This is a genomic window from Lysobacter sp. Root604, from assembly GCF_001427505.1.
In the GTDB taxonomy this organism is placed as follows: domain Bacteria; phylum Pseudomonadota; class Gammaproteobacteria; order Xanthomonadales; family Xanthomonadaceae; genus Lysobacter.
Genome location: NZ_LMGS01000010.1, coordinates 296,651 through 312,355, shown reverse-complemented (window position 1 = coordinate 312,355; position 15,705 = coordinate 296,651). Strand labels below are relative to the sequence as shown.

The following is a 15,705-nucleotide window of genomic DNA, read 5'->3' as shown; positions in this document are numbered from 1 at the left end:
AGAGGTCCGGGGCTTGCGCCCGCGCGCCGCGCCGGCGGCGCTTATTCCTTGGCCGGGGTCAGGAAGTAAGCCTCGACTTCGCCCTTGACCTTGACCGTCATCGGATTGCCGCGGCGGTCCAGGGCCTTGCCCACCGGCACCCGCACCCAGCCTTCGCTGATGCAGTATTCCTCGACGTTGTGGCGCTCCTGGCCGTTGAAGCGGATGCCGATGCCGCGTTCGAGCAGGGCGTCGTCGTGGAAGGGGCTGCGCGGGTCGTTGGACAGGCGGTCGGGCGGGGTATCGGTCATCGTCGGTATCGCTGTGGCTGGTGGCGCCCAGGGTGGGCGCGGGCTACGGTCGCGGCGCGCGCGGGGCGGCGCCGGTTGCACAGGATACGCGTCGCGCCGGCCGCGGTCGCCTCAGTGGGGCCGGTGCAGCTCGAACGCGGTCAGCGGCCGGATCGCGTCGATCTGGTCCAGCCACAGGTTGTGCACGCGGCTGCCGCCGCCGTCGAGCGGTTCTTCCAGCCGCAGCATGCCGTTCAGCCCTTCCACGTCGCCGGGCCCGTAGAAGGTCTGCAGGCCGGGCAGGGCGGCGACCACGCCGCGCAGCACGCGGCCGTCGTGCATGCTCAGCTGCACGCGCGCGTCGTCGCGCAGATGGGCGATATGCGACTCCAGGCGGGCGATGTCGGCGGGCGCGGAATAGACATGGTCGGCGTTGCGTGACATGGCGGCGGCCTCGATCGGGGTGGTCCGACTCTAGCCCCGCGCCGCGCAAGCGCGGGTGAAGCCGCGTTCAGTGGGCGCGCGGCTGCAGGCGCAGCTGCGCGGCGGCGAGGCGGAAGGGGTCGATGCCGACTTCGTAGTAGCGATGCCCGCGCAGGCTCGCCGACTGCGCGGCCTGCGGATCCGACCAATCGGCGAAATCGCGCAGGGCGTCGGCATGGCCGCGGTCGGCCTGCAGCAGGGCCTTGCGCACGTTGTCGTCGACCAGCAGTACGTCGCGGTCGCGCGGCGCGTGCGCGATCAGCTTGGCAGCGCGGTTCACGCAGGGCCCCATCACCGTCGGCACCTGGAACTGGCGCGGGCCGATGTTGGTCGAGATCAGCGGGCCCAGGGTGATCGAGACGCGCAGGCGCACCGCGTCGGCGGCTTCGGCGGCCAGGCTTTTCCAGTGCAGGCGCTTGAAGTCGCGGAAGTCGGCCAGCAGTTCGGCGGCCGCGCAGACCGCGCGCAGTGCCGGGCTGGCCACGGCCGAGTCGTGATTGCCGCCGTAGTGGAAGCGCGCCAGGGTGCCGTCGCCGCTGAAGCGTTCGATCACCGCCGAGTACGGTCCGATGCGCTGGTAGACGTGCTCGGTGAAGCGCCCGATCAGGCGGGTGGCGTCGACCAGCGGCAGCTCGTCGAACAGCGACGAGGAACGGGTGAGGTCGACGTACAGCACCGCCGCGTTCTCCAGGTCGATCTCGCCCTGCAGGCCCAACGCCCGCGCGCAGTCGCGATGGGAGAGGAAAGCATCGGCCTTGGCGGCCAGGCCGCCGTCGCCGTCTTCCAGCAGTTCGCTCAGGCGCCGTCGGTCCTCGGCGTCGAAGCCCTCGGGGTCGATCACGTCCTGGCTGCCGGCGACGGTCTTGTTGAACAGTTGGATGACGCCGACTTGGCGGTGGCGCGCATGCAGCGGCGCGACCAGGGTGTGCACCGGGGTGAAGCCGGATTGCTGATCGTAGGAGGCGACATGGCGGGCGTTGGCTTGCAGGCGGTTGTCGCCGATCGCCACGCCCTTGCTCCAGCATTCGCCGACGATGGTCCAGGCCTCGACCAGCTTCATGCGCAGGATCGCGGCGGCCGCCGCGGCGTCGGCGTTGTACACCGCGACGAAGGCGAAGCCGCGCGGAAACTCGCCTTCGTCCTCGCGCGCCGGGTAGATCGGCACGTACAGCGACGCGGCCTGCGCGTCCATCGCGCGCGCCACGCGTTCGACCCGTTCGGTGAGCTGCTCGCGCAGGCGCGCGAGGTCGCGCGCTTCCGGCGACGCGTCCTGGTCGGCGTGGCGCAGGCGTTGCTCGCTCTTGGCCAGATCGGCGCGCACGCGCGCGAGCTCGGCCTCCTTGATGCGCAGCTCGGTGTCCTTTCCGGCCAGGATGCGCTGGTGATAAAGCTTGGCCAGGGTGGCCACGAAACCGGCGCCGAGCACCCCCGCGCCGAGCTTGGCCCATTCGATCCACTCGCTCATGTCCGCTCCTGGACGCGCGCCGGGCCGCCCGCCGGGCCCCATCAGCTGTGACGCGAAAGCCGCGCAAAAGCGGCCCCGGCGCGCGCGCCGGCTTTCCATCGCCGCGCCCAGGCGGCATCCTGCCCGCCTCCCCCGCGGCGAAACCGCCATGCACGCACCCGACGACGACTACGAAAGCGACGATTACGACGGCTACGACGGCGACCTCGACGAGGCTACGCCCGAGGCCCTGGTCTGGCAGTTGCTGCTGATGATCAACCCCGGCGACGAGGAATCGGCGCTGCAGCAGTTCGCCGACTACCGCGAGGCGCTGGCCGAGGCCGGCGGGGAGACCGACGAGCCGGTCTGGCTGATCAAGGACGCGATCGACTGGAAGGCCGGCTACTACGTCGACTGGAAGGACAGCGAGTCCTTCATCGACAGCATCAACGAGCTGGCCGCGCGCTGGAACCTGCGCATCGACTGGGGCACCGACGACACCGCCGACCCGGATTTCCTCGACGGTACCGACGTGCCCGCGCTGATGGCGACCGCGCACGACCGCCTGCGCGAGCACGGCTACACCCTGTGGACCTGGAACACCGGCAGCGACAGCCACGCCGGCTGGATCGCCCTGCGTCGCGACGACGAGGCCATGCAGGTGCTCTCGACCGCGCTCGGGATCGAGTCGCGGCCGGGCAGCGACGCGTTCTGAGGGCGGGCCGGGCCGGCCTAGCCGGCTGGTTCGGCTTCGGCGCCGCCGCGCCCCAGCGGGTCGGGCAGGGCCTCGCCCTGCCGGCTGAAGGCCAGCGAGACCGAATTCAGGCAATGGCGCTCGCCGGTCGGCGGCGGGCCGTCCGGGAACACGTGGCCGAGGTGGCTGCCGCAGCGCGCGCACACGATTTCGTCGCGAATCATGCCGTAGCTGGTGTCGCGCACGACGCGCACGTGGGCCGGGTCGTAGGGCGCGAAGAAGCTGGGCCAGCCGGTGCCGGAGTCGAACTTGGTGCTGGAACGGAACAGCGGCAGGCCGCAGTAGCGGCAGGTGTAGACCCCGTCCTGCTTGTTGTCCAGGAACACCCCGCAGAACGGCGCCTCGGTGCCGTGCTGGAGCAGCACCTTGGCCTCCTCGGGGCTCAGGCCCGCGCTGAGTTCGCGCCGTTGGGCGTCGCTGGGCGGGCTGAGATCGAAGGCGGTCATGGCGGGCTCCGGGTATCGGCGGGGTGCCCCAGATGGTACGCAAGCCCGTCCCCACTGGCGCGCAGGGCCGGAGAACGGTGCTTCCCAGCCCTGTTCAGCTGAACGGGGAGGCCGGGCCCCGCACATAGTGTTTGCATTTCTCGCAGAAGCGGACTAGCGTATCGAGTGCTGTGTTCGTCAAGGGTCACCATGAACCGTGGCCCGATGCCGTAGATCCCAGATCCGCCCATCGTTGCACCAGGCTTCCTCCTTGCAACCAGCATCAAGGCCGCGTAGGCGGCATTCCCATTACGTTTCAAGGAGCAAGCAAAATGTCGAACCGTGAATTCGGTACGGTCAAGTGGTTCAACGACGCCAAGGGCTTCGGCTTCATCAGCCGTGAGAATGGCGAAGACGTGTTCGTGCACTTCCGCGCGATCGAGTCGCAGGGCTTCAAGAGCCTGCAGGAAGGCCAGAAGGTCTCCTTCACCGTCACCCAGGGCCAGAAGGGCCTGCAGGCTGAATCGGTGCAGGCGGTCTGAACCGCTTAAGGACCGCGCCCTCGGGCGCGATCCGACACGAAAAGCCCGGCTTCGGCCGGGCTTTTTGTTTGTGCGCGATCCGCTACGCCGCGGCCGACCTGCGCGCTCAAGCCGGGGCGGCGGCCATGCGGGTGTCGGCCTGGCGCAGCGCACGCAACAGCAGCACCACGCTCAGGATCGCCTGCAGGGTCACCGAGGCCACCGACAGCAGCCACAGCTGACGCAGTTCGAAGTCCGGCCGGGTCGACAGCCATACCGCTGGCAGGGCGAATGTCAGCATGCGGCTGGCGCTGCTGGCGAACGCGGGCAGGGTGTTGCCCAGGGCCTGGAACATGCCGGAACAGGTGAAGATCAGCCCCGAGGCGACGAAGTTCAGCGAGATGATGCTCAGGAACTGCGCCGCCACCGCGATCACCGCGGTCTCCTGGGTGAACACGCCGACCAGCCAATCCGGCCGCCATTGGCATAGCGCGGTCAACGCCAGCATCAGCACCACCCCGATCGCGACCGCGGCATGGAAGGTCGCGCGCACCCGGTCCGGCCGGCCCGCGCCGACGTTCTGCCCGGCCACCGGCGCGGTCGCGAAGGCCACCGCCATCGCCGGCAGGAAGATCGCCTGCATCACTCGCTGGCCGATGCCGAAACCGGCCTGGGCCTCGGCGCCGAAGCCGCGGATCACCCAATAGATCACCGCCATGTAGACGAACATCAGCGCGAACTCGCCGCCCGGCGGCAGGCCGATGCGCAGGATCCGCTTCCACACCGCAAGCCGGGCGTGGAACTGGCTGGGATCGAAACCCACGTACTTTTCCAGGCGCGCGAAGTACAGCGCCATCATCACCACGCCCGCGGCCACCGAGATCGAGGTGGCCAGGCCGGCGCCGGCCACGCCCATCGGTTTGCCGGTCAGCCAGCCGGCGATCAGCACCGGCGCCAGGATCGCGTTGAGGATCACCGTCAGCATCTGCACCACCATGGTCGGCTTGGCGATGCCGGTGCCGCGCAGGGCCGAGCCCATCGCGATCTGGGCGAACTGCAGCGCCAGCCCGGGCAGGAACCAGTACAGATAGTCGATGCCGTGCTGGGTGGTGGCGGCGTCGGCGCCCAGCGTGCGCATGTAGGCGCCGCCCAGGGCGTAGCCGAGCACCAGGGTGATCGCCGCGCAGGTCAGGGCCAGCAGCAGGCTCTGGTTGAACACCAGGTTGGCGTCGTCGCGGTCCTTGCGTCCGACCGCGTGCGAGATCAGCGCCATCGTGCCCACGCCCAGGATCTGGGTCAGGGCCATCACGATGAACTGCACGTTGCCGGCCGCGCCGACGCCGGCGATCGCGGCATCGCCCAGACGCGCGACGAAGTACAGATCGATCAGGAAGTACAGGGTCTGGAACAGCATGCCGATCATGATCGGCGCGGCCATCCGCAGCACGTGTTTGGGAATCGAGCCCTGGGTCAGGTCCTGCATGGCGGTGCCGACGTCTGCGATGCGCGGACGTTAGCGCGCGTTCGGCGCGCGCGCCATGGCCGTAAGCCACGGTTCGGCGCAGGCGGCTCCTAGGCGGCGGCGCCCGGGCGTCGGAACACGATCAGCTTGCCGGTGAAGGCCTGCACCACCTCGCCGCGCTGGTTGCGCGTCTCGTTGCGGACCACGACCAGGCCGCGGTCCGGACGCGAGCGCGAGGGCGAAATCTCGACGATCTCGCCGTGCACCCGCAGGGTGTCGCCCGGCCGGGTCGGGCGCGGCCAGGCGATCTCGGCGCCGGCGCCGATCAGGCCGCCGGCCGGAATGCCACGTTCGACCAGCAGGCGCATGGTGATCGCCGCGGTATGCCAGCCGCTCGCGGCCAGGCCCTCGAACAGGCTGGCGCGCGCGGCCTCCTCGTCCAGATGGAAGGGCTGCGGATCGAACTCGCGCGCGTAGGCTTTGATCTGCTCGGCGCTGACGGTGTAGGTCGCGGTCTCGAAGCGCTGGCCGACCGCCAGATCGTCGAGGTAGAGGCCATCTTCGGAATGTTCGGTGCGCATGCGCTGTCCTCCTCTACTGCTTGCGTTCGAACACCAGCAGGGTCGAGGTGGCAGAGGCGTACAAACGGCCCTGGGCGTCGGTGAGCCGACCCTCGGCGAAGGCCACGCGCTTGCCGATCGACAGCAGCTTGGCCTCGGCGCGCACCGGCCCGGTGTCGGAGCTCATCGCGCGGTGATAGGCGACCTTGAGCTCCAGCGTGGTGTAGGCCTGCTCGGCGCTGAGCGCGCTATGCGCGGCGCAGCCGCAGGCCGAGTCCAGCAGGGTCGCGGCATAGCCGCCGTGGATCACGCCCAAGGGGTTGTAGGCGTGCGGGCCGGGCGTGCCGGCGAATACCGCGCGGCCTTCGTCGACCTCGGTCAGGATGAAGCCCAGGGTCTCGCCGATCGGCGGCGGGCGGCCCGCGGCGAGCAGGGCGCGCAGGGTTTCCAGGCCGTTGAGGCCGCGCAGGGATTCGAGCTCGAACACATTCACGGTCATCGCGGGGGCTCCGAGGGCAGGTCGGCGAGAGGGGTCAGCGAGATAAAACGGCGGCGGCGACCGCGTGCAGCACTTCGTCCGACAAGGCCGGATCGTCGACGGCGCGCGCCAGCACCAGCGCGCCGACCATGCTGGACAGCGTCGCCAGCGCGCGCGCGCGACGCGCGGCGCGGCTGCGGCCGGGCAGCAGCGGGGTCAGCAGTTCGATATAGGAACGCAGCGCCTGGCCGAGGCTGCGCCGCACCGGCGGATCCAGGCGCGCGGCGTCGGCGCCGAGCGCGGCGAAGGTGCAGCCGCGGCCGGGCTGGTCGCGGTGCGCGCTCGACAGATAGGCCGCGGCGATGTGCTGCAGCGCGTGTTCGGGATCGCGTTCGATCAGCCGCGACCAATAGGCCAGCGAGCCGGCGACCGCGTGTTCGCAGGCCTCCGCCATCAGGTCCTGCTTGGATGCGAAGTGGCCGTAGAAGCCGCCGTGGGTAAGGCCGGCGTCGCGCATCAGGTCGGCGATGCCGACGCCGTCGTAGCCGCGTTCGCGGAACAGGCGCGCGGCTGCGCCGACGATGCGTTCGCGGTTCTCGGCGGTCTGTTCGCGGCTGACTTTCATGCATGCGCTCCCCGGGACCCCGGTTCGGCCCGGTCCGGCGATCCTAGCAGTATTGATGACGATCATCATTTATACGCGGACGTCGATCCGACCGGCGGTCGCGCCGGCCCGGCGCGGCCGCCTGAAAGCCGGGCAACGCGTGGTCAGGCGCGCTGGCGCCGGTCGCCGGACTTCGCGTCTAATCCGAGGGCCGGCGAAGCGCGCCGGCGTCCCGCACGGAACCGCGATGCGCCTGTACGCCGCTGTAGTCCTCACCGCTGTCTGCGCCATGGCCTCGGCCGCCGAGCCCGCGCGCGGTCCCGCGCCCAAGCCCAACTGCCTGGACGCGCGCAGCATGAGCGAGGCGCGTCAGGCGTCGGATCGCAGCCTGGCGGTGATGCAGGCCGACGGCCGCCGCTTCCGTCTCGACCTGGGCGAGGATTGTCCGGCCGCCGTCGCCGACGAGCAGGCCAGCGTGCTCGCGCGCGAGGGCTGGGTCTGCGGCGCGGGCAACGAATACCTGCGCAGCGGGCAGCGTCTGTGCGCGGTGTCGGCGGTGACCGAGATCGACGCCAAGGCCTATGCCGAACTCGCGCTGGCCAGCCATCGCCGCCACGGCGAGGTCGCCACTCTGGACGCGGTCGAGGTGCGCGCCGAGAAGCGCCGCGGCTTCGGCGGCTCGGTGCAGTACTGCCTCAACCCGCGCTACATGCGCGGCTGGAACGAGGACGGCAAGGGCCTGGTGGTGGAAGTGTCGCCGCAACGCTCCGGCGGCAATCGCTACTACCGCGTCGAACTGGCGCACAGCTGTCCGGAGCTGTTCGACGCCACCACCATCGAGCTGCGTTCGGGCCTGGGCATCAGCGCGGTCTGCGGCAATCCCGGCGACGTGGTGGTGGCGGTGCCGGAGATGCGCGCGGGCGAGGGCATCGCGCGCAGCGGCGGCGCGCTGTCGCGGATCCAGTGTCCCATCGCGACCGTGTATCCGATCGACAAGTAAGCACTGACGCCACGCGCGCAACGCATTCGTTAGCGTCGCGTGCAAGGCGCATGAACGCGCGCGGATGAATGCGCGATGTTCACCGAAGGTTGCCGCATGCGTGGCGAGACTCGACGCACCTTCCCCCAAGGAGGCTGCCATGAGCCGCACCGTCGTACTCCGCAGTACCGTGCTCGCGATCGCGCTGGCCGTATCGGGCACCGCGCTGGCCGAGCAGGCCTTGACCGAGGCCAAGGTCCGCGCCCAGCTCACCGAGCAGGGCTATACCCACATCAACGACATCAAGTTCCGCGATGGCGTCTGGAAAGCCGACGCGCGCAGCGCCGAAGGCAATCGCGTCGACGTGCGCCTGGATCCCAAGACCGGCCGCGTCTATCCGGACGAACAAGTGGCCAACCTCAGCGAAGCCGACGTGCGCGCGCGCCTGGCGGTGGCCGGATACACCAACGTGCACGACGTCGATTACGAGGACGGCATCTGGAACGCCGAGGCCGACGATCCGGCCGGCCGCGATGTCGAGCTCAAGATCGATCCCAGGAACGGGCGCGTGATCGGCGCCGACAAGGACTGAGCGATCGCCTCGTCGCGGATCGCGTCGCTCACGCGGCGCGATCCGCGCGGGTCTTACCAGGTGTCTTCCAGCATGCGCGGCCGGCAGGCCAGATAGCCGCTTATCGTCAGCACCACCAGGCATAGGCTGAGAAAGCCGAACGGCAGCACCCAGCCGTGGGTGGTTTCGTGCAGCCAGCCGAACAGCAGCGGACCGACGCAGCTGATGGTGTAGCCCACGCCCTGCATGAAGCCCGACAGCGAGGCCGAACCGGCTTGCGTGCGCGTGCGCAGATTGATCAGGGTCAGCGACAGCGGGAAGGTGCTCGGGCCCAGGCCCAGCAGCGCCACCCACAGCAGGGTCGCCGACATCGGCGCCCACAGCAGCCCGGCGAAACCGCACAGGTACATCACCACGCAGGCCAGCACCACCGGAAACGGGTTGGCGATACGCACCGCGAGCGCGGGCAGGGCCAGCGCCGCGACCAGGCCCAGGGTCGAGAACAGCGCGACCATGCTGCCGCCCAAGGCCGCACTGCCGCCGGCTTCGACCAGCAGTTTGGGCAGCCAGGTGAACATGGAATAGGTGATCAGCGAGGTCATGCCGAACATCAGCGCCATGCCCCAGGCCACCGACGAACGCCAGACTTTGCCGCGCGGCGCGGGCGCGACCAGTTCGGGCGCCTCGTCCGCGGGCGTGACCGCGTCATCGTGCGCGGCGGCCAGCGCGCGCGCCTGCGCGGAACGGCCGTAGCGCTCCATCCACAGCGCCGCGATCCACGGCAGCGCCGCGGCCACCGCCACCAGCGACCACGAGCCCAGCGACACGCGCCAGCCCGCGGCTTGGGCCAGCGGCACCGCGGCCAGGGCCGGCAGGATCGTGCCCAACTGCAGCACGGTGATGTAGAGCGAACTCACCGCGCCGACGCGATCGGCGAAGTAGCGCTTCACCAGCGGCGGCAGCACCACGTTGCCGATGCCCATGCCCGACAAGGCCACCACGGAGGCCACCAGCAACTGCCAGGTGTCGCCGGCGAAGGAGCGCGCGAGCAGACCCAGCGCGGCCAGCACCATCGCCGTCAGCGCCGCGCGTTCCAGACCGAGGCGGTGCGCGATCGCCGGCGTGAGCACGCCGAACGCCGCGAACGCCGCGGTCGGCACCATGCCGAACACGCCGGTCATGGTGGGGCCGAAACCGAATTCGCTGCCCAGGCTGTCGAGCAGCGGCGTCAGCGAGGTCACCGCGGTGCGCAGGGTGAACGCCGACAGCACGATACCGGCCAGGACCAGGGCGCGGCCCTGCCACAGCGAACGCGGGCGCAGCGTCGGCGCGGCGGACGCGCTCATCGCGCGCACCGGGTCGCGGGGGAGGGAAAACTGCGACGGAAAGCGGGACTCATTGCGGTGCTGCCATGGGGGGATGCGCGGGCCGGCAGCGGTGGCTGCCACGGGCTGCGGCGAGCGTGGTGGCTCGCGTGGCGGTCGGCGGGCGCGTCGGGTGGGGGAAGGTCAGTGCGGGGTCGCGGTGGCGACCGCATCGCCGGAGGCGACAGTGTGCCGCACAAGATGAATGCGCGGCAGGCCCGTCAGGGCAACGCACAGTTCCAGCCCCAATGTGCCGAAAGAGCAGATTCCGCAAACTCCGCGCCTCCGCCCCTGACTTCCGCCGCTGGACCGGCCGATCCGCGCTCCACTAGTATCGGCCGCACTTTGGCCTAAGGCGTTGCGCCCATGAAATTGCTGGTTGCGTCCCTGCTGTCCCTGTCGGTGTCCGCGGCCCTGGCGGCCGAAGCCCCGAAGTTCGATCCCAAGCGCCTGTCCGACGAGGTCAAGACGCTGTCCTCGGACGAGTTCGAAGGTCGCGGCCCGGCTACCGCCGGCGAGACCAAGACCATCGACTACGTGGTCGCGCAGATGAAGGCCGCGGGCTTGCAGCCCGGCGGCGATCTCAAGGACGGCCAACGCGCCTGGACCCAGGCGGTGCCGCTCAAGCGCGCGCAGATCGAAGGCACGCCGACCCTGTCGGTGGCGGTGGACGGCAAGTCGCAGGCGCTGAGCCAGGGCAACGAGATCGCCGTGCGCGCCGCGCTCGACGGTTCCACCGCGGTCAAGATCGCGAACGCGCCGCTGGTGTTCGCCGGTTACGGCGTGAAGGCGCCGGAACGCAACTGGGACGACTTCAAGGGCGTCGACCTCAAGGGCAAGATCGCGGTCGTGCTGATCAACGACCCCGACTTCGAGAGCGGCCAGGGCGACTTTGGCGGCAAGGCCATGACCTACTACGGCCGCTGGACCTACAAGTACGAAGAAGCCGCGCGCCAGGGCGCGCTCGGCCTGTTGATCGTGCACGAGACCGATCCGGCGTCCTACGGTTGGGCCACGGTCAAGAACTCCAACACCAACACCATGTTCGACGTGGTGCGCGACCGTCCGGGCGCGACCCATCCGAGCATGGAAGGCTGGATCCAGCGCGATTTCGCGGTCGATCTGTTCAAGCGCGCCGGCCTGGATTTCGAAGCGCTCAAGCGCCAGGCGCAGACGCGCGACTTCAAGCCGGTCGAACTCAAGGGCGCGACCCTGTCGGCCAACTACCAGGTCAAGAGCGAAGTCATCACCTCGCAGAACATCGTCGGCCGCGTCGACGGCGCCCAGCGCCCCGACGAGACCGTGATCTACAGCGCGCACTGGGATCACCTCGGCGTGGGCGCGCCCGACGCCAAGGGCGACAAGATCTATAACGGCGCGGTCGACAACGCCACCGGCACCGCCGCCCTGATCGAAATGGGCCGCGCCTTCGCCCACGGTCCCAAGCCGCAGCGTTCGGTGGTGTTCCTGGCGGTAACCGCCGAGGAAAAGGGCCTGCTGGGTTCGGAGTACTACTCGTCCAAGCCGCTGTACCCGCTGGCCAAGACGGTGGCGGTGATCAACACCGACGCGCTGGATCCGACCGGCCCCTCGCGCGACTTCACCACCTCCGGCAGCGCCAAGCAGGAACTGCTGGACGAGCTGATCGACCTGGCCAAGGGCTGGAACCTCAGCTACGTCACCGATCCCAAGCCCGAGGCCGGCCACTTCTTCCGTTCCGATCACTTCCCGTTCGCCAAGCGCGGCGTGCCGGCGATCTCGTTCGGTTCCGGCGACGACAAGGTCGAGGGCGGCCGCGCCGCCGGCGAAGCCGCGCAGCAGGCCTACACCGCCGATCGCTATCACCAGCCGGCCGATCAGTGGGAAGCCAGCTGGAGCTTCACCGGCATGGCGCGCGACCTGGAGCTGCTGTACACCCTGGGCAACGGCCTGGCCAACTCCAAGCGCTGGCCGAACTGGAGCCAGGACTCGGAGTTCCGCGCCGCCCGCGACGCCACTTCGGCGCAGCGCAAGTAAACCTCACGCGCCGCCCGCTCCGTCGATGGAGCGGGCGCTGCCGCGTATCCGATCGTACGCATGAGCCATAACCTCCGACTCCGACCCTGCGTCGCCGGCGACGAAGCCGCGCTGGCCCTGGTGGGCCAAAGCAGTTTTCTGGAAACCTTCGCCGGCATCCTCGGCGGCGGCGACATCGTCCAGCATTGCCAACGCGCGCATGCCGCGTCGGCCTATCGCGCCTGGCTGGAGGATCCGGCCTGCGCGTTGTGGCTGGCCGAGGTCGCGCCCGGCGACGCGCCCGTAGGTTACGCGGTGGTCGCGCCGGCGCAACTGCCGCTGGACGATCCGGACGCGCGCGATCTCGAACTCAAGCGCCTCTATCTGCTCAGCCGTTTCCACGGCGGCGGCTGGGGCAAGCGCCTGCTCGAGGCCGCGGTGGCGCATGCGCGCGCGGCCGGCGCGCCGCGCCTGCTGCTGGGCGTGTACGCCGGCAACGCCGCCGCGATCGGCTTCTACGAACGTTGCGGCTTTCGCGCCCTGCGCATGCGCCGCTTCAACGTGGGTGGCCGCGACTACGACGACTGCATAATGGGCCTGGCGCTGGACTGAAGCGCGCCAAGCTTGGAACGCTACGACCCATCCATGCACGCCTGACGCGGTTGAAGCGGCGGGCGCGACGCCGCATCTTGTAGCGATCGGGCCGCTACGGCCGCATACGCACGGTGTCGCCATGTCCAAGCCGCTCAAGATCGATTTCGTCTCCGACGTGTCCTGCCCCTGGTGCGCGGTCGGCTTGAAGTCGCTGGAACAGGCGATCGCGCGGGTCGGCGACGAGGTCGCGGTGGAACTGCACTTCCAGCCCTTCGAGCTCAATCCGCAGATGGGGCCGCAGGGCCAGGACATCGACGAGCATCTGTACGAGAAGTACGGCTCCACCCCGGCCCAGCTCGCCCAGAACCGCGAAGCGCTGCGCCAGCGCGGCGCCGCGCTGGGCTTCGAGTTCAACCTGCGCAACCGCATCTACAACACCTTCGACGCCCACCGCCTGCTGCATTGGGCGGCGCTGGAAGGCGGCGAGCACGAGCGCGCGCTCAAGCACGCCCTGTTGCGCGCCTATTTCACCGAAGGCTGCGACGTGTCCGCGCACGAGGTCCTGGCCGAGGTCGCGGCCTCGGTCGGGCTGGACGCGACGCGTGCGCGCGAGATCCTGGCCTCGCAGGAATACGCCGAGGACGTGCGCGCGCAGGAGCGCCACTACCAGAGCCAGGGCATCAGCGCGGTGCCCTCGGTGATCATCAACGACCGCCATCTGATCCAGGGCGGTCAGCCGGTGGAGCTGTTCGAAAGCGCGCTGCGCCAGATCGCGGGCCTGGAGCCGTTGACGGCGCCTTGATCGCGCTGGCGCGCCGCCGCCGGCGTTGCCAATCTCAGCGGCCCAGGATCTGCAGGATCTCCAAGGCCATGCGCCGCCGGCTGCCCGACAGCCGACGAAAATGCGCCAGTGCCTCGCTCTCGTGTTCGTCGCGCGCGTAATCGTCGACCAGCACGGCCGGCGCCAGGTCGACGCCCTCGCAACGGCTGGGCCCGCGTCCGGTCGCCAGCCATTCGAAGCTCAGCCCGGTCTCCTGCGCGATCTGGATCAGGTGCTCGACGCTGGGCGTGGTCCCGGCCGGATGCTCCCACTGGGTGACCGCGCTGCGCTTGACGCCGATGCGGCGCGCCAGCTCGGCCTGGGACAAGGTGGTCAAGGCCCTGGCCTTGCGGATTCTCAACGACAAGCCACTCACGCAGTGCTCCTAGTGTCGACGTCCTGGTCGCGCATTCCGGTCCTTGGCCCGCCGCGGCTTACCGGCAAGGGATTCTTGCCGCATGTTGTGCGGTATCGCTTTCCTTGCGGCGGGTAGGCCATCACGGCTTACGGCTACAGCAAACGGCTAGTGCGGCTGTCCGAGGACAGCCGGTGCGCGCACTTTTCAGGCGGGGCGCGGATATGCGAAACAGGTCACGCGCCGCGGCCCTGGGTCCGCGGCGTTGCCGTCGATGCCGCCGCCACGGCGTCGGGTACAGGGGGCGGTCCGGATCCATCCTCGCCGTGCGCGCCGCGCCGGCCCAGCACGGAGCTTCGGGATGTTCAGGATCTGCCTGTTCGGTTCGCTGTCGATCGCCAGCGAAGGCGCGCCGTCGGAGGCCGTCGCCATCGCCGGCCGCTGCGCCAGCCTGCTGGCTTATCTCGCGCTGGGGCGCGGCCGCTATTTCAGCCGCTCCGAGCTGCTGGCCAGCCTGTGGCCCGAACGCTCGTCCTCGTCCACCGCCGGCTCGTTCAACACCGCCCTGTGGCGGCTGCGCAGATTGGTCGAACAGCCGCCGCTCAAACACGGCGACCTGATCGTCTGCGACCGTCGCGGCGCGATCGGCCTGAACGGGCCGGCCGCGGTCTGGCTGGACGTGGACGAGTTCGAACGCCTGGTCACACCAGGGCTGAGCCACGCGCCCGAACGCCTCAGCGACGCCGACATCGAGGGGCTGCAGCGCGGCGTGGCGATGTACACCTCCGACATCCTGCTCGACGTCACCGACGACTGGGCCCTGCGCGAACGCGAGAAGCACCGCCGCAGCTATCTCAATGCGCTCGGTCGGCTGGTCCAGCTGGCCACGATCCGGCGCGACTACGCCGAAGGCATCCGTCATGCCCAGGCCATCCTGGACAGCGACGCGCTGCGCGAGGACGTGCACCGCGATCTGATGCAGCTGTTCGTGCTCAGCGGTCAGCGCGCGCAGGCGCTTCGCCAGTTCGAGCATTGCCGCGAACTGCTGCGGCGCGAGCTGGCGATCCAGCCGATGCGCGAGACCATGACGCTGTACCAGAGCATCGCCCAGAGCGCGATCGGCAACGAGCCGGCCGCCGCGCCGTGGACGGCGCCGAACGTGAGCGCGTATGCGGTGCCGTTGCCGACCCAGCCGGTGTATCCGAGCATGACGGCCGACGAGGGCATGCGCGCCTACGGGCTGATCGATGCGGCGCGCCGGCATCTGGCGACCGCGGATTCGCAACTGCAGTTGAGTCTGCAGTTCTTGGAGCGCTGAAAGCGGGCGTGGTGCGTTGCAAGGCCTGCGCCCACCCAGGTCATCGCCTGTCCCGATCGCGGCTCGCGCCGCTCCCACAGAAAGCAGCGCAGGGGAATCGGAGGCGACGAGGCCGCGGCCCGCGCCCACCTTGCCCTGTGGGAGCGGCGTGAGCCGCGATCGCCTGCCCGCGCTCCTGCCCATCCAGTACGAGCCCTCATCGCGCCGACCCGGCGCCTGCCTCGTCCTGCGCGGCTCTCAGCCGCATCACCGCGACATCACACGCCTGCATGAAGGCGTGATCCACCGGTGATCCGCCCGTGATGCGGCGGTGACGGCACCGGCGCAGCCTCGGCCACTAGCGCTGGCATAGGGGCTCGTCGCAATGGCACTGCTCGAAGACCGTACCGCCGTCTTCATCGTTCGCGTCTGGTGCGAGCGCGGCGATGCTGAGGCCGCCGTCGCCGAATGGCGCGGTTCGGTCGAGCACGTCCAATCCGGCCAGCGCGCGTTCTTCCGCCACCTCGAATCGGTGGTCGAGTTCATGAAGCCGCACCTGGAAGGCATCGGCATCGATGCTCAGCAGCGCTTCTGGGAACGCATTTCCTCGGTCATCAACGACGTCGGCGGCACGCCGATCGAACTGGCGCTGGATGCCCGCGCGCCGGCGATCGACGCGCGCGCCGATGCGGCTTCTTCCATCACTGCAAGCAAGCGCCGATAGGAGTCA

19 protein-coding genes are annotated in these 15,705 nt (G+C 69.8%); 9 read left to right on the top strand and 10 right to left on the bottom strand.

Going from position 1 to position 15,705, the window contains the following annotated elements; all coding sequences use genetic code 11:
• Nucleotides 1–41 precede the first annotated feature (41 nt).
• From ASD69_RS16570 to ASD69_RS16560, 3 genes are all read right to left on the bottom strand, one after another.
• Complete coding sequence (locus tag ASD69_RS16570) at nucleotides 42–290, bottom strand: DUF3297 family protein (protein ID WP_056180774.1); 249 nt, start codon at nucleotides 288–290, stop codon at nucleotides 42–44.
• Nucleotides 291–401: 111 nt separating this feature from the next.
• Nucleotides 402–713, bottom strand: coding sequence for a DUF3247 family protein (locus tag ASD69_RS16565; RefSeq protein WP_056180772.1), 312 nt, complete (start codon nucleotides 711–713; stop codon nucleotides 402–404).
• A gap of 67 nt (nucleotides 714–780) precedes the next feature.
• Nucleotides 781–2,217 carry an adenylate/guanylate cyclase domain-containing protein gene (locus ASD69_RS16560; RefSeq protein ID WP_056180769.1) on the bottom strand — a complete coding sequence of 479 codons (1,437 nt, stop codon included), beginning with the start codon at nucleotides 2,215–2,217 and terminating at the stop codon, nucleotides 781–783.
• A gap of 148 nt (nucleotides 2,218–2,365) precedes the next feature.
• Here ASD69_RS16560 and ASD69_RS16555 point away from each other — a divergent pair, with 148 nt between their 5' ends.
• Entirely contained in the window at nucleotides 2,366–2,911 is a 546-nt protein-coding gene (locus tag ASD69_RS16555; RefSeq protein WP_056180766.1) for a hypothetical protein, read from the top strand.
• Between the two features lie 17 nt (nucleotides 2,912–2,928).
• On the opposite strand, the gene msrB is transcribed toward ASD69_RS16555, so the two are convergent.
• Nucleotides 2,929–3,396 (bottom strand): peptide-methionine (R)-S-oxide reductase MsrB, encoded by a 468-nt coding sequence (msrB, locus tag ASD69_RS16550; protein WP_056180764.1) that lies wholly within the window; start codon nucleotides 3,394–3,396, stop codon nucleotides 2,929–2,931.
• Nucleotides 3,397–3,707: 311 nt separating this feature from the next.
• Here msrB and ASD69_RS16545 point away from each other — a divergent pair, with 311 nt between their 5' ends.
• Nucleotides 3,708–3,917, top strand: a complete 210-nt coding sequence (locus ASD69_RS16545; protein ID WP_055904688.1) for a cold-shock protein — start codon at nucleotides 3,708–3,710, stop codon at nucleotides 3,915–3,917.
• A gap of 106 nt (nucleotides 3,918–4,023) precedes the next feature.
• Here the strand turns inward: ASD69_RS16545 and ASD69_RS16540 are convergent, their stop codons facing one another.
• From ASD69_RS16540 to ASD69_RS16525, 4 genes are all read right to left on the bottom strand, one after another.
• Nucleotides 4,024–5,379: an MATE family efflux transporter gene (locus ASD69_RS16540; RefSeq protein WP_056180760.1), complete on the bottom strand. Its 1,356-nt coding sequence runs from the start codon at nucleotides 5,377–5,379 to the stop codon at nucleotides 4,024–4,026.
• 89 nt (nucleotides 5,380–5,468) lie between these two features.
• Nucleotides 5,469–5,939, bottom strand: a complete 471-nt coding sequence (locus ASD69_RS16535) for a MaoC family dehydratase (protein WP_056180758.1) — start codon at nucleotides 5,937–5,939, stop codon at nucleotides 5,469–5,471.
• A 13-nt stretch (nucleotides 5,940–5,952) separates the two neighbouring features.
• On the bottom strand, nucleotides 5,953–6,417 hold the full coding sequence (locus ASD69_RS16530) for a PaaI family thioesterase (RefSeq protein ID WP_056180755.1): 465 nt from the start codon (nucleotides 6,415–6,417) through the stop codon (nucleotides 5,953–5,955).
• Between the two features lie 34 nt (nucleotides 6,418–6,451).
• Complete coding sequence (locus ASD69_RS16525) at nucleotides 6,452–7,021, bottom strand: TetR/AcrR family transcriptional regulator (protein ID WP_056180752.1); 570 nt, start codon at nucleotides 7,019–7,021, stop codon at nucleotides 6,452–6,454.
• A gap of 226 nt (nucleotides 7,022–7,247) precedes the next feature.
• Here ASD69_RS16525 and ASD69_RS16520 point away from each other — a divergent pair, with 226 nt between their 5' ends.
• Together ASD69_RS16520 and ASD69_RS16515 are read left to right on the top strand one after the other, a co-directional pair.
• Nucleotides 7,248–8,000 (top strand): hypothetical protein, encoded by a 753-nt coding sequence (locus tag ASD69_RS16520; protein ID WP_157499239.1) that lies wholly within the window; start codon nucleotides 7,248–7,250, stop codon nucleotides 7,998–8,000.
• A 139-nt stretch (nucleotides 8,001–8,139) separates the two neighbouring features.
• Nucleotides 8,140–8,571, top strand: a complete 432-nt coding sequence (locus ASD69_RS16515) for a PepSY domain-containing protein (protein ID WP_056180746.1) — start codon at nucleotides 8,140–8,142, stop codon at nucleotides 8,569–8,571.
• A gap of 53 nt (nucleotides 8,572–8,624) precedes the next feature.
• Here the strand turns inward: ASD69_RS16515 and ASD69_RS16510 are convergent, their stop codons facing one another.
• Complete coding sequence (locus ASD69_RS16510; RefSeq protein ID WP_056180743.1) at nucleotides 8,625–9,896, bottom strand: MFS transporter; 1,272 nt, start codon at nucleotides 9,894–9,896, stop codon at nucleotides 8,625–8,627.
• A 384-nt stretch (nucleotides 9,897–10,280) separates the two neighbouring features.
• On the opposite strand from ASD69_RS16510, the gene ASD69_RS16505 reads away from it, so the two are divergent.
• From ASD69_RS16505 to ASD69_RS16495, 3 genes are all read left to right on the top strand, one after another.
• Nucleotides 10,281–11,930: a M28 family metallopeptidase gene (locus tag ASD69_RS16505; protein WP_056180738.1), complete on the top strand. Its 1,650-nt coding sequence runs from the start codon at nucleotides 10,281–10,283 to the stop codon at nucleotides 11,928–11,930.
• 60 nt (nucleotides 11,931–11,990) lie between these two features.
• The gene (locus ASD69_RS16500; protein ID WP_056180735.1) at nucleotides 11,991–12,521 is read left to right on the top strand and encodes a GNAT family N-acetyltransferase; all 531 of its coding nucleotides are present in this window, start codon (nucleotides 11,991–11,993) and stop codon (nucleotides 12,519–12,521) included.
• A 121-nt stretch (nucleotides 12,522–12,642) separates the two neighbouring features.
• Nucleotides 12,643–13,305 carry a DsbA family oxidoreductase gene (locus ASD69_RS16495; protein WP_056180731.1) on the top strand — a complete coding sequence of 221 codons (663 nt, stop codon included), beginning with the start codon at nucleotides 12,643–12,645 and terminating at the stop codon, nucleotides 13,303–13,305.
• A gap of 34 nt (nucleotides 13,306–13,339) precedes the next feature.
• Here ASD69_RS16495 and ASD69_RS16490 read toward each other — a convergent pair whose 3' ends face one another.
• Nucleotides 13,340–13,699 carry a helix-turn-helix transcriptional regulator gene (locus ASD69_RS16490; protein WP_056180726.1) on the bottom strand — a complete coding sequence of 120 codons (360 nt, stop codon included), beginning with the start codon at nucleotides 13,697–13,699 and terminating at the stop codon, nucleotides 13,340–13,342.
• A 340-nt stretch (nucleotides 13,700–14,039) separates the two neighbouring features.
• On the opposite strand from ASD69_RS16490, the gene ASD69_RS16485 reads away from it, so the two are divergent.
• On the top strand, nucleotides 14,040–14,996 hold the full coding sequence (locus ASD69_RS16485) for a BTAD domain-containing putative transcriptional regulator (RefSeq protein ID WP_056180723.1): 957 nt from the start codon (nucleotides 14,040–14,042) through the stop codon (nucleotides 14,994–14,996).
• A gap of 364 nt (nucleotides 14,997–15,360) precedes the next feature.
• Nucleotides 15,361–15,699 (top strand): hypothetical protein, encoded by a 339-nt coding sequence (locus ASD69_RS16480; protein ID WP_056180720.1) that lies wholly within the window; start codon nucleotides 15,361–15,363, stop codon nucleotides 15,697–15,699.
• Nucleotides 15,700–15,705: the final 6 nt, after the last annotated feature.